General features: G+C 41.0%; 14 protein-coding genes. 7 read left to right on the top strand and 7 right to left on the bottom strand.

What is annotated here, in order from left to right; translation table 11 throughout:
- Positions 1 to 7 precede the first annotated feature (7 nt).
- Positions 8 to 2,221: a CapA family protein gene (locus HUS61_RS04725; protein WP_175082043.1), complete on the bottom strand. Its 2,214-nt coding sequence runs from the start codon at positions 2,219 to 2,221 to the stop codon at positions 8 to 10.
- A 333-nt stretch (positions 2,222 to 2,554) separates the two neighbouring features.
- Positions 2,555 to 3,208, bottom strand: coding sequence for an OmpW family protein (locus tag HUS61_RS04720; protein WP_054561921.1), 654 nt, complete (start codon positions 3,206 to 3,208; stop codon positions 2,555 to 2,557).
- 235 nt (positions 3,209 to 3,443) lie between these two features.
- Between HUS61_RS04720 and HUS61_RS04715 the strand changes: the two genes are divergently transcribed.
- On the top strand, positions 3,444 to 4,862 hold the full coding sequence (locus tag HUS61_RS04715) for an MATE family efflux transporter (RefSeq protein WP_130166990.1): 1,419 nt from the start codon (positions 3,444 to 3,446) through the stop codon (positions 4,860 to 4,862).
- Positions 4,863 to 4,932: 70 nt separating this feature from the next.
- Complete coding sequence (gene dapE / locus HUS61_RS04710) at positions 4,933 to 6,111, top strand: succinyl-diaminopimelate desuccinylase (RefSeq protein ID WP_130166991.1); 1,179 nt, start codon at positions 4,933 to 4,935, stop codon at positions 6,109 to 6,111.
- Between the two features lie 50 nt (positions 6,112 to 6,161).
- On the opposite strand, the gene HUS61_RS04705 is transcribed toward dapE, so the two are convergent.
- Positions 6,162 to 7,880: a lysophospholipid acyltransferase family protein gene (locus HUS61_RS04705; protein ID WP_130166992.1), complete on the bottom strand. Its 1,719-nt coding sequence runs from the start codon at positions 7,878 to 7,880 to the stop codon at positions 6,162 to 6,164.
- Positions 7,881 to 8,003: 123 nt separating this feature from the next.
- Here HUS61_RS04705 and HUS61_RS04700 point away from each other — a divergent pair, with 123 nt between their 5' ends.
- Both HUS61_RS04700 and HUS61_RS21605 read left to right on the top strand, forming a co-directional pair.
- Positions 8,004 to 8,924, top strand: a complete 921-nt coding sequence (locus tag HUS61_RS04700; protein ID WP_175082044.1) for a glyoxylate/hydroxypyruvate reductase A — start codon at positions 8,004 to 8,006, stop codon at positions 8,922 to 8,924.
- Between the two features lie 97 nt (positions 8,925 to 9,021).
- Complete coding sequence (locus tag HUS61_RS21605; RefSeq protein WP_258535966.1) at positions 9,022 to 9,156, top strand: hypothetical protein; 135 nt, start codon at positions 9,022 to 9,024, stop codon at positions 9,154 to 9,156.
- Positions 9,157 to 9,218: 62 nt separating this feature from the next.
- Here HUS61_RS21605 and smrA read toward each other — a convergent pair whose 3' ends face one another.
- The 3 genes from smrA to HUS61_RS04685 form a co-directional block, all read right to left on the bottom strand.
- Entirely contained in the window at positions 9,219 to 9,800 is a 582-nt protein-coding gene (gene smrA, locus HUS61_RS04695) for a DNA endonuclease SmrA (RefSeq protein ID WP_175082045.1), read from the bottom strand.
- A 137-nt stretch (positions 9,801 to 9,937) separates the two neighbouring features.
- Positions 9,938 to 10,183: a hypothetical protein gene (locus HUS61_RS04690; RefSeq protein WP_054551958.1), complete on the bottom strand. Its 246-nt coding sequence runs from the start codon at positions 10,181 to 10,183 to the stop codon at positions 9,938 to 9,940.
- A 100-nt stretch (positions 10,184 to 10,283) separates the two neighbouring features.
- Positions 10,284 to 10,727, bottom strand: a complete 444-nt coding sequence (locus HUS61_RS04685) for a hypothetical protein (RefSeq protein ID WP_175082046.1) — start codon at positions 10,725 to 10,727, stop codon at positions 10,284 to 10,286.
- A gap of 150 nt (positions 10,728 to 10,877) precedes the next feature.
- Between HUS61_RS04685 and HUS61_RS04680 the strand changes: the two genes are divergently transcribed.
- A complete protein-coding gene (locus tag HUS61_RS04680; protein WP_054561914.1) occupies positions 10,878 to 11,261 on the top strand; it encodes a response regulator in 384 nt (127 codons plus the stop codon).
- Positions 11,262 to 11,356: 95 nt separating this feature from the next.
- Here HUS61_RS04680 and rpsT read toward each other — a convergent pair whose 3' ends face one another.
- On the bottom strand, positions 11,357 to 11,617 hold the full coding sequence (rpsT, locus tag HUS61_RS04675; RefSeq protein WP_054561913.1) for a 30S ribosomal protein S20: 261 nt from the start codon (positions 11,615 to 11,617) through the stop codon (positions 11,357 to 11,359).
- A 243-nt stretch (positions 11,618 to 11,860) separates the two neighbouring features.
- Here rpsT and murJ point away from each other — a divergent pair, with 243 nt between their 5' ends.
- Positions 11,861 to 13,441 carry a murein biosynthesis integral membrane protein MurJ gene (gene murJ / locus HUS61_RS04670; protein ID WP_282658888.1) on the top strand — a complete coding sequence of 527 codons (1,581 nt, stop codon included), beginning with the start codon at positions 11,861 to 11,863 and terminating at the stop codon, positions 13,439 to 13,441.
- A 73-nt stretch (positions 13,442 to 13,514) separates the two neighbouring features.
- Entirely contained in the window at positions 13,515 to 14,441 is a 927-nt protein-coding gene (gene ribF / locus HUS61_RS04665; RefSeq protein ID WP_062564282.1) for a bifunctional riboflavin kinase/FAD synthetase, read from the top strand.
- Positions 14,442 to 14,463: the final 22 nt, after the last annotated feature.

The following is a 14,463-nucleotide window of genomic DNA, read 5'->3' as shown; positions in this document are numbered from 1 at the left end:
CTCCTCCTTAATCAAGTAATGTGAACGTAATTTTTACACTCGTATCATCACTTGCTGAGATTTTTAAAAAGTCAAAACCGTGCATTTTCTCGGTTTGCCATAGTCCATTATCTAAGCTGATAGCATCTTGCCAGCTAATTAGTGCAACATTATCTAAGCGAGAGATTGCTTCACCTGTACTTGGTGCATAATGTCTAAATTGCAGTTTCACACCTCTTGGTGGAAGTTCTTTTGGTCCTAAAGTGAACTCATCTGACGGTAAACTAAAGTCATGGCTAAATGCATGCCATGCTTGGTCACCGCCTTCACTTACATCTATTTTATGTTGTGAAAAAGTAAGATCGTCTATTTCGGTTGTATAACTTAATAGAGCATCAATTTTTCCACCATTTTCTGATTGTAAATAACCATAAAATGAGAAGTCTTTACTCAGAAGTGGATCGCCATTTTCATCTGTTAGTTCCATCACTCGCATTGTATGTCTAAACGGTATTATCGATGGCGTATTATCGAACTCGTCACGACTTGAGCAAAGTGCTTGAATGCCAGCATAAGGTTGGTCTGTACATGGAAAAACGCTGTCACTGGTGTGATCCCAGCGGCTTACTTCAAACGCCTCGCTGTCGTTATCCCAATCTTCAAAATCACCAAACACCATTATGTCGCGGCCAAAGACCATACTACTGAGTTCGCCACTGGTTACTTCGATCTCTGATACGAATGCGGCTGATGAAGGGGCGTATTGTCGCAAGTCAATAATGTCACTATTGCTATTTACCTCAATAGTGACGTCTGTCGTGCTTTTTGTTGCCTGATTTTGACTAAAATAGACTTCACCATAATTATCACGAGGAATTAAAGTGATATTGTCATCAGAAAACTCAGCAAGGCGTCTTAATAAGTAGTGAGTTAAAAAACCGGTTGTAAAGCGTGGTTTATAATCTTCAACAAAAATAGGATAAGCAAAAGCCCGGTTGACGGTTTGCGTTTCTGTGTTTAAATCGACCATCACAGCAACACCGAGTAAGGTATCAAGGCGAGGTTGGTCAAATACGAAATTACCAAGACCGAGTACAGCAGGAATATCGTTACAGACAGCAAAGCCTTGCGCTACATGGGGGTGGTGAGCAATAAGGAGATCTGTATTTTGCTTTGATAATGCCTCAAACCGGCTGCCAATATAGCTTGAAGGAGAATAGGTGTATTCATCACCTCCGTGCATTTGGGCAATGATAAATTGTGAAGAATCCTGTTTTTCTAGTGAAGATTTAACTGTATCCGAGTTGGTTAAATTTGCAGCACCGCCTTTTTCAGTATCAGCAATGTAGCTGTATTCGTGTTCTGTACCTGTGATTGAAGTGGCGGCAAAAAGCACGAGCGTTACATCTTCAAGTGTTTTACTCACTGTGGTCATTGCTTGGGTTTCATCAAGTCCTGCACCGCTATGTAGTAAGCCAGCATTGCTTACTTCAATGAGGGTATCTTCTAAGCCGGATTGCAAGTAATCGTAGATATGGTTATTACCAAGACCAACATAGTCTATGCCTATCTCGGTTAGCCCTTGCAGTGAATCGGGTAGACTAAAAAAGCTAAACTCTTTGGTTGGATGGACGGTTGCTGGATTAGTCGTCACTGGCGATTCTAGGTTAACTGATGCAAAGTCAGCATTTTCAAATAGGGCTGCGACATCAGCAGTAATTGCAATGCTGTCTGGCCCTGCTGTATCTGGATGGATCAAGGCATCAGTTACATCGGGAATAGACGTGCCCATGGTTTTTAAATTGGGATCTAAGTAACGACGGCCAAACATGGTATCGCCAGCAAATAAGAGGCTTTTACTGCTCGATGCTTTAGTTTGGAGTTGAACTGTAGTTGTCGATGAGTCTGGTTGATTAACGACAATACTTGCACGCGGAAAATATCCGGTTTGCTCAATCATAATCGCATGATTGCCATAAGCAAGGTTACTAACACTTATAGTACCATCACTATCAGACTGATAGCTTTGCCCAGCTAAGGTAACACTGATATTGCTTAGAGGTGTTTGACTTTCATCGGTGATCGTAAAAGAAATATTTGCACTACCAGCAAGCAGCTTTTCGCGATCGCTGATTGCGACCTGCGTTTGCTCATCTGGTTTATCTTCGTTCGGGTCTTTTACTTTACATGCAGTGAAATTAAGACACGTAAGCAGAACTAAAGAATTAAAAAATATTTTCAACTAACGCCCCTCGTTATCACGCAATTTACATTCTATACGTCAAAATTATTATGGTTATTTTATAATTGCTGGCTAATAGGGACAACAATTGACCAGCTCTGAAAATTCAGATATTGCATGCGCTTGGGCATCGTCTTGATGATATTTTGTACTGGTGACTTAATAACCAATGATAAAGGTGTAGCTTAAGTTTTAAGTGTAGTTCAAATTTATTGGTTGGCAGAATTTGTCTTAAAATTTAGACAAATAGCAATTTGGTATTAGGAAATGAATGGAAATAAAAAAGGCCAATAAATGGCCTTTTTGTGCGTATGGGCTTTCACAAAATGAAAGTTAGAATTTGTATTTCACACCGAACATAGCAACAACTGGGTCGATTTCTACAGTTGAAGTTAATGCTTTTGCGCCGTCAGCATAAACGGTAGCGTCTGTATCGATGTCGATTAGTGAAACCATGCCATGTAGGCCCCAGTTTTCACTCATCATGTAGTTAAAACCAGCTTGAGCAGCAAAGCCAAATGAGTCATCTAGTTTAACTTCTACATCGTCAGTACCTAGTGTTGCTTTTAGTGCAGCTGAAGGCTCTTCATCAAAGAAAACAGTATAGTTTACGCCTACACCCACAAATGGACGGAACTTATAAGTTGAGTCTAAGAAGTGGTATTGCGCTAAAAGTGTTGGTGGTAAATGTTTGATTTTCGCAATTTTGTTACCTGCTAAACCACCTGCACCTTGAACATCATGACTAAAAGGTGTTGCTGCTACTAATTCAATTACCCAATTGTCATCAAGCGCATAATCTACAGTAATACCTAGCTGAGTATCATCATCTGCACGTAGACCTAACGTTGGTGCTTCATTGATTTTTGAGCTGTCGTTATCAGGGTTTACATTTATTGCACCTACGTTCACGCTTAAGTTTGCGTTTGCAACAGGAGAGAGTGCTAATAGTGAAGTAAGTAATGCAATGCTTAATTTAGTTTTCATGTTGTTCTCCGCGAACTACTTGTCTTATTTGGTTGAGGCTATTATTACTAACTTGAAGCGGACAAAACCTGTTCTAGATCAAAGTTTCAAAAATGTTTGAACTAAGTGAAGCCATTTATTGATTTAGATTAAGTTTTTAAACAGGTACAGCAAAAAAAAGATTGACTCTTATTGACTCTATATTCAGTTGCGGCTGGTAAACTAACAGGGTTATTTGCTTAATTAGGTGTTTTTCATGGCTGATCCGCAGCACTTATTTCTTCATGGCTCGATTTCAAAAGCGTTACTTAAATTAGGTATCCCGATCATCTTAATCAATATTTTGCAGTCTGCTTATCAGTTGACCGATGCATTTTGGGTAGGGCGCTTAGGGGCAGAACAAGTGGCTGCCGTTTCTGTCAGTATGCCAGTTACCTTTTTGGTGATTGCTATTGGCTCTGGTTTGGCAATGGCGGGCGCTATTTTATCCGCTCAATACATGGGAGCTGGTCAGCAAGATAAGGTAAACCATGTTGCTGCACAAACTATGTTAATGGTGACAATTACCGCAACCATACTTGGTTTAATAGGCTATGTGCTTTCTCCTTACTTTTTGACTTTATTAGGTGTTGAAGATCAAGTGTTTGGTGATGCGCTTAAATTTATGCATGTATCTTTTATTGGCGTTGTGTTTGTATTTATTTATGCCATGTTTCAAGCCTTAATGCGTGGCATAGGGCAAACCAAGGTACCGCTTTATATTGTAAGCGCTACTGTATTACTCAATTTTGTGCTCGACCCTTTACTGATTTTTGGTTTTGGTGACTTTGCTGGATTTGGCGTAATGGGGGCTGCACTAGCCACACTAATCACGCAAAGCTTAGCGGCTGCAATCGGGGTATGGGTGTTTTTGCGAGGCCGCCACGGCATCCAACTTAAACTCTCAAGCTTTAAACCAGACTGGCAATATATGAAACAAGCCTTCTTTTTAGGGGCTCCTGGCTCGGTTGAACTTTCTGCGAGAGCCTTTGGCTTAATCATTATGTCGTTTTTGGTTGCCAGCTTTGGTACACACACCATTGCCTCTTATGGTGTTGGTTCTAATATTTTACAAATGGTGATGATCCCTGCAATGGGTCTTTCAATGGCTGTTTCAACCTTGGTTGGTCAAAACATGGGGGCAAGAAATCCACAGCGTGCAGCACAAATAACACGTTTAGCCTCGCTGTGGGGGTTACTAGGCCTAACTTTAGTGGGCGTTGTAGCTTATCTGTTTGCTGAATACTTTGTGGCTTTTTTCATTCCTGATGATGAGTCTGTGATTGCTGGTGGCGCAGAGTTCATTCGCGTTATGTGTTTAACTTGGGGCGGAATAGGCGTGCAGCTTTGTGTGGTTGCTGCATTTAGGGCTTCAGGAAACATGCTTAATGCAATGGTTGTGTCACTACTTTCGCAATGTGTTATTCAATTTCCTGCAGCGTATATTTTGTCTAAGCATACCTCACTTGGACCGCAGGGAATTTGGTATTCCTTTGCTATTACAAATGTGCTTGTGGCGATCATTACTTATCTTTGGTTCGCAGCTGGTCGTTGGCAACGAACACAACTAACCAAAGAAGACAAAGATATTGCCAAGGTAACCCAAGAAACCCTCATCGAAGAAGGAAATCATTAATTTAAGTTTCACACTGCGGTCATAAACTCTCGTTGTAATAACCTAAGCTTTCTAACTGACTAGGGTTATTATGAGTTTGATATCAAATGCAGAGTTAGCAACCCACTTCTCGGTGCAATCAGATGTGGTAGAAACATTACAAACCTTGCTCCGATTTAAATCGGTAACGCCTGCTCAAGCGGGTGCAATTGATTGGCTTGAAGGTAACTTAAGCCAGCTCGGCTTTGACTGTGAAGTATTTGGCTTTAATCATGTTACTAATTTAATTGCTAAAATCACCTTTGGTGAAGGCCCTATCGTTGCTTTTTCTGGCCATATTGATGTGGTCCCTGCTGCAGAAGGTGATTGGCGAGTTGAACCTTTTAGTGGCGAGATAGTCGATGGCAGTGTCTATGGCCGTGGCGCAGCAGATATGAAAGGCGGTGTTGCAGCTATGCTTTGCGCAACAAAACGTTTTTTAGCGCAAAATAGCAATAAACGCGGCACATTTTACTGGTTAATAACCTCAGATGAAGAGGGCGAGGCTGAATACGGCTCCTTATTGATTGCTGAGCGGTTAGCCAAACAAGGTGTTGTACTTGATGGTTGCTTAGTAGGCGAGCCGACGAGTCATTTGCATGTGGGTGATACCATTAAAAATGGCAGAAGGGGAGCATTGTCTGCTCGATTATCTATTCAAGGTAAAGCTGGGCATGTTGCCTATCCAGCAAACACTATAAACGCAGCGCATTTAAGTGCAGAGGTAGTGAAGCGCCTAACGGCAATTAGCTGGCACAAAGATGAAGCTAGTTCGGCTACAACACTGCAAGTGACCGGAATTAATATTGCCAATGTGGTAGATAATCTTGTTCCTGCTCAGTGTGAGCTCACGTTTAACGTACGTTATAGTCATGGCTACAAAAGTAAAGACGTTAAAGAAGAAATTCAGTTTGCATTGGCAGATCTAGCATCGCAGCTAACGCTTGTTTGGGAACGCCCGTGTGAATCATTTTATACCCTGCATCAAGCAAGCAATTGCTTATTGCAGCAGCTTGAACAAGCCGTGCATGAAGTAACTGGCAGCTTCCCTATGCTAAGTACCAGTGGTGGCACATCAGATGGCCGCTTTTTTGCTAATGAGCACACACAAGTGATTGAATGTGGGGTGCGAAACCATACCATTCATCAAGTTAATGAGCATGTTCCTATCGCAGATTTAAAAACTATTGAGCAAATATATTTAGCTGCACTTAGAAATATCTTTAATTAAAAAGAAAAAAGTCGGCGAGCATGCCGACTTTTTTAGCTATTTTATAACGACTATTCGCGTGTCTGTCCTAAGTATCGTTTGGCCTTAGTCGCTTTCACTTTATCTAAGTCGACAAGCACTAAACCATCAATGCAGTTATTAAACTCAGGGTCGATGCTAAAACTTAAAAACTGCACACCTCCTGGCTCGCAAAGCTCTGTGTATTGTTTAAATAGGGTTGGGACTTGCGCGCCGATATTGGCAAGTACATGCTTAAGTTCAACAAAGTCTTCTTTAATATCATCCCCAGCAAATAACTGAGCACATTGTTCTTTTTGTGATTCGGTATGGCGATATTCATTATTGGGGATAGCTAACACTTGTTTTGCACCATAATAATGTTGGTAATAGTGAACAAGTAGCGATTTAGCTTGCTCGGGGAGCGCGTTAGACACGCTGACTGCGCCAAACAAATAGCGGTATTGCGGGTAGCGGCTCACAAATGCGCCAATGCCAAACCACAAATAATCTAGGCTCTTTCTGCCCCAGTATTTGGGTTGCACAAAGCTGCGACCAAGCTCAATGCCCTTTTCAAAATACGGCGCCATATCACCGCTGTAGCTAAATAGACTGTCGGTATATAAACCTTTGCGGCCATGTTTTTCTATAATGTCTTGTGCGCAGGCAAGTCGGTATGCGCCGACTAGTTCAAGTTGCTTAGCATCCCACAGTACAAGGTGTTGATAATCCATGTCGTATTTATCTATATCTCGGCGTTTGCCACTGCCTTCACCGACTGCCCGAAACGCAATTTCACGTAGTCGTCCTAGTTCACGGAAAATTGGTGAGCTACCACAGTATTGGTATAAGTAAATTTTCATACCATCAGAGGTTTCACCTAATAGCTCACACTCTTCGATGGCTTTTTTAAGGTCTTTCGTTGCTTCTGGACTGGCAATAGGGGTTTGTGTTTTTAAGGGCAGAGGCTTTTTAGTGATAAGTCGATACAACTGCTTTCTTATCAGCTGAGCTATTTCTTTGTCTTTTAAATTCTCGATTAAATATGACTCAGGTGGGATGGAAGCGCCAATTTCAAACTCTAATGATTTTTGTCGCTGTTTGAACATCTCTTTGACTAACAACAAACTGGCTAAGGGTTTGTAGATCATTGAGGTGCCGTAGAATAATGGGCTGTTTTTCGCTTTAATGTAAATTGGCAAAATAGGTGCGTTGGCTTTCTTTGCCATACGCAAAAAGCCAGTATTCCATTTACAGTCTTTAATGCCCGTTGGACTTAAGCGTGACACCTCACCTGCAGGAAAGATTAATAACGCACCGTCTGATTTTAAATGCTTTTGGATATTAGCAAGTTCTTTCTTTTTACTTGTACCAGAGAGGTTATCAACGGGAAGGAGTAACGAGTGCATCGGAGTGATTGACATCAGCATGCGGTTTGCAACGACTTTTAAGTCGGGGCGCACACTTGATAAGACTTTTATCAGCGCTAATGCATCAAGAGAGCCGATAGGGTGGTTAGCGACAATAACGACATTACCTTCACTAGGAATATGTTCCATTTGCTTTGGCTTGTAGCGCGTGTCAAAGTCTAGCTCATCAAGTACTTGCTCTACAAACTCAAGTCCTTGTAAATGTGGGTATGCATCACCAAAGGCAACAAACTCTTGCTCATGTAATAAATAACCCAGACCTTTCTTTACTAAGCCTTTTACTTTTGGTGAATTTTCTAACTGTGGTAAATTTGCTTCTATTACTTTATCAACACTGATCATACAAACCTCAAACATAAACGCTTTCAGCGATGAGATTAGGGTAAGAGTTCGCTGTGACAGTTAGGTTGCAGTTGTGTGACTTTTTAAAGAGCGCTTCGAGTACGAGGCAAAATGGAGAAGACAATGATTTTACTTGTAGCTGTAACAGGCCGAGATTGCAGCCAATTAATTGCTCGATTACAAGCGTTATTACCAGAGGTTGACGTGCAGCTTTGGTCTGAATGCACCGACTACGAAGCTGTAGAGTTTGTACTGGCTTGGAATGCCCCTGCTGATTTATGGCCTAAGCTGGTAAATTTAAAAGCAGTTTCTTCATTTGGTGCAGGCGTTGATAGCATCGACTTAACGAAGATAGCGGCGCACGTCCCCGTTGTTAGAATTGTTGATGATAATCTTGCAAATGATATGGCAGAGTACGTGTTGACCCATGTGTTGGCACACAAGCTGAGACTCAAAGAATATTATTTAAAACAATCAGCCAGTACTTGGAAGCCAAAGCGAGCGTATTCACATCAACATGTGGGTATTTTGGGTTATGGTGAACTAGGTAAAGCCTGTGCTAAGCGTTTACTCGCAAATGGCTTTAGAGTGAGTGCTTGGTCTAATAGTGAAAAACACGATGCTGAAGTAAGTACCTATTACACACAGCAGGGATTAGATGACATGCTTGGTCAAATTGATTATCTCGTGTGCTTGTTGCCACTTAACCAACACACTCAGGGTATCATTAACAAATCACTGCTAAGTAAATTGCAAAATCATGCGGTGCTTATTAATGTTGCCAGAGGTAAGCATGTTGTCGATGAAGACTTGCTTGAAGCACTTGATAGTGAGCAATTACGAGGCGCTACCCTTGATGTGTTCAGCGAAGAGCCTTTACCTAAGTCGCATGCTTACTGGTCTCATGAAAAGGTGACCTTAACACCTCACTGTGCTGCATTGTCAGATTTAGAGACTGTGACTTTGCAAATTGCGGGTAATGTCAAAAGATTAATTGAAGGTAAAAATCTAATAAATCAGGTTGATAGAACAAAAGGTTATTGACACATTACAAATTAGTTTAATATACACCTTGTTAACATCTGTAACTTTGCTATTCTGTTGTTGCTCAATAAAAAAACAACAATAAAAAAGAGGCGTTATGAAATCTAATCAAGGTGGAGCTAAATTTAGTCTAGTCGTAGTGTCAGTAATCGTTCTTGGTGTTTCAGCATGGTTTAATCAAGCGAATGCGTCGGAGCAGCCAGCTCAGGCTATTGAAGTTAGCCAATCATAACCAACCAATCATAGTTAATATGTGCAGCATGTTTTTGTGCTGCACTTCAATCACTTATTCTATCAACTTCTTTTTGAATGGATTTCTCTGTTCTCGTGTTTCTTCTCGTCTGACTTTTTAATCATCACATACGTCGCACCGCTACCACCATGATGCTTAAGGGCGCTATGAAAGGCTAAAACCGCTGGAATTTCTTGCAGCCACTTATTGGTATAGCTCTTTAAAATACCCGGCTGTGATTTATTTTTGATACCAATACCATGGCGAATTAGTACGACACGAATATTTCGTTTATGGCAGTCATCAATAAAATTAAAAAGCGTACTGCGCGCTCGTTGAAGAGGCTGGCCATGCAAATCAAGCGTGGCATCGAGTTGATATTTAGCTAAACGCAGATTTTTATATACTTGGCCTTGTACGCCATCTTTTTTAAATGCCAATATGGCATGAGGATCTAATAGCTCAACGAATTCAGTACGTAAGTAGTTTTCATCAATTGCTAAATCACACTCAGCTGCTTTACGTTTTTCTTGTTGCGCTAAAGAAGGGCCCTGTTTCGTAGAATCAAACTGAACAGTGTCATGCTTAAGAGGTTTTACGTCTTCCATTGATGAGAGAAATAAGTCGAAGTCGTTTGATGACATAAGGTACCTCCAAATAATCTATATGGTATCTCAGTTCAATCATTTTGTAAGTAAAAAAAAGCCCAAGCAGAGGGCTGCTTGGGCATAAAAGCTGATAGATGGGATAGCCTATTCTATCAATTTATCTTAGGAGAAGATTAACCTTGATTGATATTCAATTGGCCAAATGTGTAGACCTTGAATAAATAAAATGTGTTGATCAACACCAAGCTCATATTTGAGATAACGCTTGATGACATCAGATCTAAACTAAACGATAAAAATAATAAACTACACGCGCTAATCGCTGCAAAACGCAGTAATGTAAGCTGGTTAATAAAAAATGCACCTAGTCCTAGTGCAAGTAACGTTAAGTTTAAAAGCCAATCTAGCTCGTTTAGCATGGTCGTATCTGATCGTGTCTGTGTTGAAAAAGGAGCGCCATTATGGTGATCTTTTACACAGCTTTCAACCAAGTAATTTTAAATTTTCGGATTAGATTTTTTAATCCATTATTAGCTTTTTCATGGCAGCAAAAAAACCACTTTGCTCTGTCACGCGATACTTCTGGCAAGTATCTGGTTTGCGCTTATCCTGGCACAGGTAAATAATGTTGCGGCTTAGGTCTGCACGGGGGCTGAGGGTTGAATCAAATAAGTTTGCACCATAACCAAAAACCCCTGGCCAAAATACACTTTGCGAGACCATACCTAGCTTTTCATAAGTGATTAACACAGGTTTGGGCGTAATTAGCAGAATTAATACAACTGCTGCGAGCGCATACCAGCGTGTTTTGCTTTTTTTAAGCTCAATTTCAGGTGCACTTTGCTGCGCAGCTTGTGCGCGTGCTTGTTGTTGGGGGACTGGTCTTTGGCGCTTTGCTTGTGTTGGTTTTTTTCGTTCGGGGGTTTTACCAAGCAAAGATTGTTTTTTTATTTTATTAGACATAAAGCTTATCTGGCCTTTTTAATATAGGTCTCTATAATGAGATTATAACGAAGTTTTTGATATAATAGTCAAATTCAAATCACTTATAGCTTAAATGCGTTACACTCTTAAGTGCAATGAGTGTTTATCTTCATAGTTAAGAGGAATAGTATGGATACGCAGCTTTCAATTCTTATTGTGGACGACGTAGGCACGGTTCGCAGTTTTTTAAATCAAACATTAATGCACCTAGGTATCGACAATGTGCGTGAGGCTTCTACGGCCGCGCAGTGTTTAAGCGCATGTAAAGAAAAAGAATTCAATATTATCTTTTTAGATATTGAATTACCCGATGGGGATGGTAAAGAGATTATCTCGCAAATCAACGAAATCTCGCCTGAAGCAAACGTTGTAATGGTTTCGGCTCATTCAACAGTAGAAAACGTTAAAGAAGCGATTGAGAAGGGCGCTAAAGGCTTTGTGGTTAAACCTTTCACACCTAAGAAAATTGCCGCAATGTTGAAAAAGTTCTACCCAGAGCTCGAAATTGTCTAGCTAATTAATTATTGGGCATTTAGAAAGTGCCTAATTAAATTACAGGTAAAAAAAAACCGGCAAAAGCCGGTTTTTTCATATTCATCAAAAACAAATTATAGCGCTTTGATTTTAGCTGCTAAACGGCTCTTATGACGAGCTGCTTTGTTCTTGTGGATTAGACCTTTAGTTGCGTAACGGTCTAGGATAGGTGTTGCAACAGCGAATGCCGCTTGTGCAGCTTCTTTGTCGCCCGCTTCAATAGCAGTAACTACTTTTTTGAAGTAAGTACGCATCATTGAACGACGGCTTGCGTTATGTTGACGATTTTTTTCGCTCGTAATAGCGCGTTTTTTTGCAGACTTGATGTTAGCCAAGGTTTGCTCCTAACAATCTTAAAATAAGCTTAATTTAAAGGCCGTGGAATATGCCTGTTTTTATCATGAATGTCAACGAAATTTTGACATCTCAAGAAAAACTGCTCCTTATAACGAACATCAATTTGCCGCTTTAGCAGTTAATATCGCTATTGTAACAAAGGGTCGGGTTCGAGCCTAGTGCTTTAAGGATATTTTAGGCATAATCGCCCATCTTAGAAGTTTTTTTATAATGGGTTTAAGGTGGCAAAAGGATTATTTCGTTCTGGGATGATTGTTAGTGCAATGACGATGATCTCGCGTATTTTAGGGTTAGTACGAGATGCTGTTGTGGCAAATCTGCTAGGTGCCAGTGCTGCTGCGGATGTGTTTTTATTTGCCAATCGAATTCCTAACTTTTTAAGACGTTTGTTTGCCGAAGGAGCCTTTGCCCAAGCTTTTGTGCCGGTTTTATCTGAGATAAAAGAGCAACAAGGCGATGATAAAGTCAGGCTGTTTGTGGCTCAAGCAGCTGGTACCCTAGGTACTATTTTATTAATCGTTACCTTGTTTGGGGTGGTTGCCTCTCCAGTCATAGCTGCTTTATTTGGCACTGGCTGGTTTATCGACTGGTGGCAAGGAGGCGAAAATGCCGAAAAGTTCGTACTTGCTAGTGCACTGTTAAAACTGACTTTCCCTTATTTATTTTTCGTGAGTTTGGTTGCTCTAAGTGGTGCGGTTATGAACGTATATAATCGCTTTGCTGTTGCGGCATTTACCCCTGTGCTGTTGAATGTATCAATTATCACGTGTGCTGTTTTTCTGCACGATAAATTTTCGGTGGGGGCATACGCGCTTGCCATCGGCGTGTTTGTAGGGGGCTTAGTACAGTTATTGTTCCAGTTGCCATTTTTGTATCGTGCCCGCATGTTGAGCCGCCCTAAATGGGGCTGGCAAGATGAAAACGTTAAGAAAGTCCGAAAACTCATGCTACCAGCCTTGTTTGGCGTGTCTATCAGTCAAATAAACCTGTTACTCGACACCATGATCGCCTCGATGTTGATGACTGGCTCTATCGCGTGGCTTTACTACTCAGATCGTTTAATTGAGTTTCCTCTTGGCTTATTTGGTATCGGTATAGCAACGGTCATACTGCCCGCATTGTCTAAGCTACATAGCACCAAAAGCACAAAAGATTTCCAACTAACCCTCGACTGGGGGGTGAGATTTGTTATTTTCTTAGGCTTGCCGGCCATGTTTGGTTTAATGGTGATAAGCCCGCTCATTATTACGGTTTTATTTGATCATGGTGCGTTTCAAAATGGTGAAATTGATCATGTAAAGGCGGTAAGTTACGGTGTGATGGCCTACTCAGTGGGACTGGTTAGCTTTATGTTAATCAAGGTGTTAGCTCCAGGTTTTTATTCACGTCAAGATACTAAAACTCCGGTAAAAATAGGCATTAAAACACTGGTGTTAAATATGGTGTTTAACATTATGTTGGCTCCATTTATTGGCTATTTGGGTTTAGCATTAGCAACTGCGATGTCGGCCAGTTGTAATGCCTATTTGTTGTATCATCAATTACGTAAAGAAGGCGTTTATCAGTTTTCTGCGATGAGTCTGGGCTTCACCTTTAAGTGTTTGTTTTCAAGTTTATTAATGGCTGCTTCAGTATGGTATGTTGGCCAGCAATTTACGTGGAAAACATGGCACTTTACTGAGCAAGTGTTGCTGTTGAGTGGGTTATTAGTGCTGGCGGTTTTTGTTTACTTTGCGGCCTTATTTATTTTAGGTGTGCGACTAAATACGATAAAAAGTGTTGCAACTACTGAATCAAACTAAAAAAAAGATTATAATCGGCCCTTCAAGCCCGATATCAATGTTTTGGGCTCGCTGATAAAGGCAAAAAGGTGGCATGGAGTTAATTAGAGGTATTCACAATATTCGCGCGCAGCATTATGGCTGTGTGTTGACCATTGGTAATTTTGATGGCGTGCACTTAGGTCATGCAGAAGTGATTAAAGGCTTGTTGCAAGACGCAGAAAAGCATCAATTGCCAAGTACCGTGATGTTATTTGAGCCTCAGCCACAAGAGTTTTTTGCTAAAGATAATGCACCCGCGCGTTTAACGCGACTACGTGATAAGCTCAGTTTGCTTGCTAAATTAGGCGTAGAGCGAGTGATTTGCATTAGCTTCAATCAGCAATTTGCCAACATGGAAGCAGAACAGTTTGTCAGCCAAGTACTGGTTGAAAAGCTAGGCGTTAAAGCATTAACTGTTGGTGATGACTTTTGTTTTGGCAAACGTCGTCGTGGCGATTTTGCGTTACTGAAAACCATGGGCGCTGAGCTGAACATGGATGTGAAAAGTACTGCAAGTTTTCGCAGACTCAATGATAGAGTCAGTAGTACCCTTATTCGCCATGCGCTTGCTGCAGGGCAATTAGAAGATGCAAAAACCATGTTAGGTCATGGTTATGCGATTTCTGGACGTGTAATTCATGGCTGGGCGAAAGGTCGTGAATTAGGGTTCAGAACTGCCAACATAGCACTAAAACGCCAAGTATGCCCTGTAAATGGGGTATTTGCGGTACGAGCTAAAGTTGGTGATAAAGAATTATATGGGGTTGCAAATATTGGCAACAAACCCACATTTAATGGAACACGCGCATTGTTAGAAGTCCATCTTTTCGACTTTGCGCAAGACATTTACGGACAATTTATGCACGTGGAGCTAATTAAAAAGCTTCGCGATGAGAAAAAATTCGAGACATTAACACAACTGACGGCGCAGATTGCAGATGATGTAACCGCCGCTAAGCAGTGTTTTGGTTTAAATTAGGTAGCCGATACGGAAAGTAGGA

The organism is Pseudoalteromonas sp. 0802, assembly GCF_013350085.1.
Classification (GTDB): Bacteria; Pseudomonadota; Gammaproteobacteria; order Enterobacterales; family Alteromonadaceae; genus Pseudoalteromonas.
This window is presented reverse-complemented; position numbering and strand designations above follow the sequence as displayed.

Excerpts from the sequence above, each read along its gene's own strand:
- HUS61_RS04680 (WP_054561914.1), top strand. The coding sequence starts at position 10,878 with ATGGATACGCAGCTTTCAATTCTTATTGTGGACGACGTAGGCACGGTT.
- HUS61_RS04690 (WP_054551958.1), bottom strand. The coding sequence starts at position 10,183 with ATGCTAAACGAGCTAGATTGGCTTTTAAACTTAACGTTACTTGCACTA.
- HUS61_RS04705 (WP_130166992.1), bottom strand. The coding sequence starts at position 7,880 with ATGATCAGTGTTGATAAAGTAATAGAAGCAAATTTACCACAGTTAGAA.
- HUS61_RS04715 (WP_130166990.1), top strand. The coding sequence starts at position 3,444 with ATGGCTGATCCGCAGCACTTATTTCTTCATGGCTCGATTTCAAAAGCG.
- HUS61_RS04685 (WP_175082046.1), bottom strand. The coding sequence starts at position 10,727 with ATGTCTAATAAAATAAAAAAACAATCTTTGCTTGGTAAAACCCCCGAA.
- smrA (WP_175082045.1), bottom strand. The coding sequence starts at position 9,800 with ATGTCATCAAACGACTTCGACTTATTTCTCTCATCAATGGAAGACGTA.
- HUS61_RS04720 (WP_054561921.1), bottom strand. The coding sequence starts at position 3,208 with ATGAAAACTAAATTAAGCATTGCATTACTTACTTCACTATTAGCACTC.
- HUS61_RS04700 (WP_175082044.1), top strand. The coding sequence starts at position 8,004 with ATGATTTTACTTGTAGCTGTAACAGGCCGAGATTGCAGCCAATTAATT.
- dapE (WP_130166991.1), top strand. The coding sequence starts at position 4,933 with ATGAGTTTGATATCAAATGCAGAGTTAGCAACCCACTTCTCGGTGCAA.
- HUS61_RS21605 (WP_258535966.1), top strand. The coding sequence starts at position 9,022 with ATGAAATCTAATCAAGGTGGAGCTAAATTTAGTCTAGTCGTAGTGTCA.
- ribF (WP_062564282.1), top strand. The coding sequence starts at position 13,515 with ATGGAGTTAATTAGAGGTATTCACAATATTCGCGCGCAGCATTATGGC.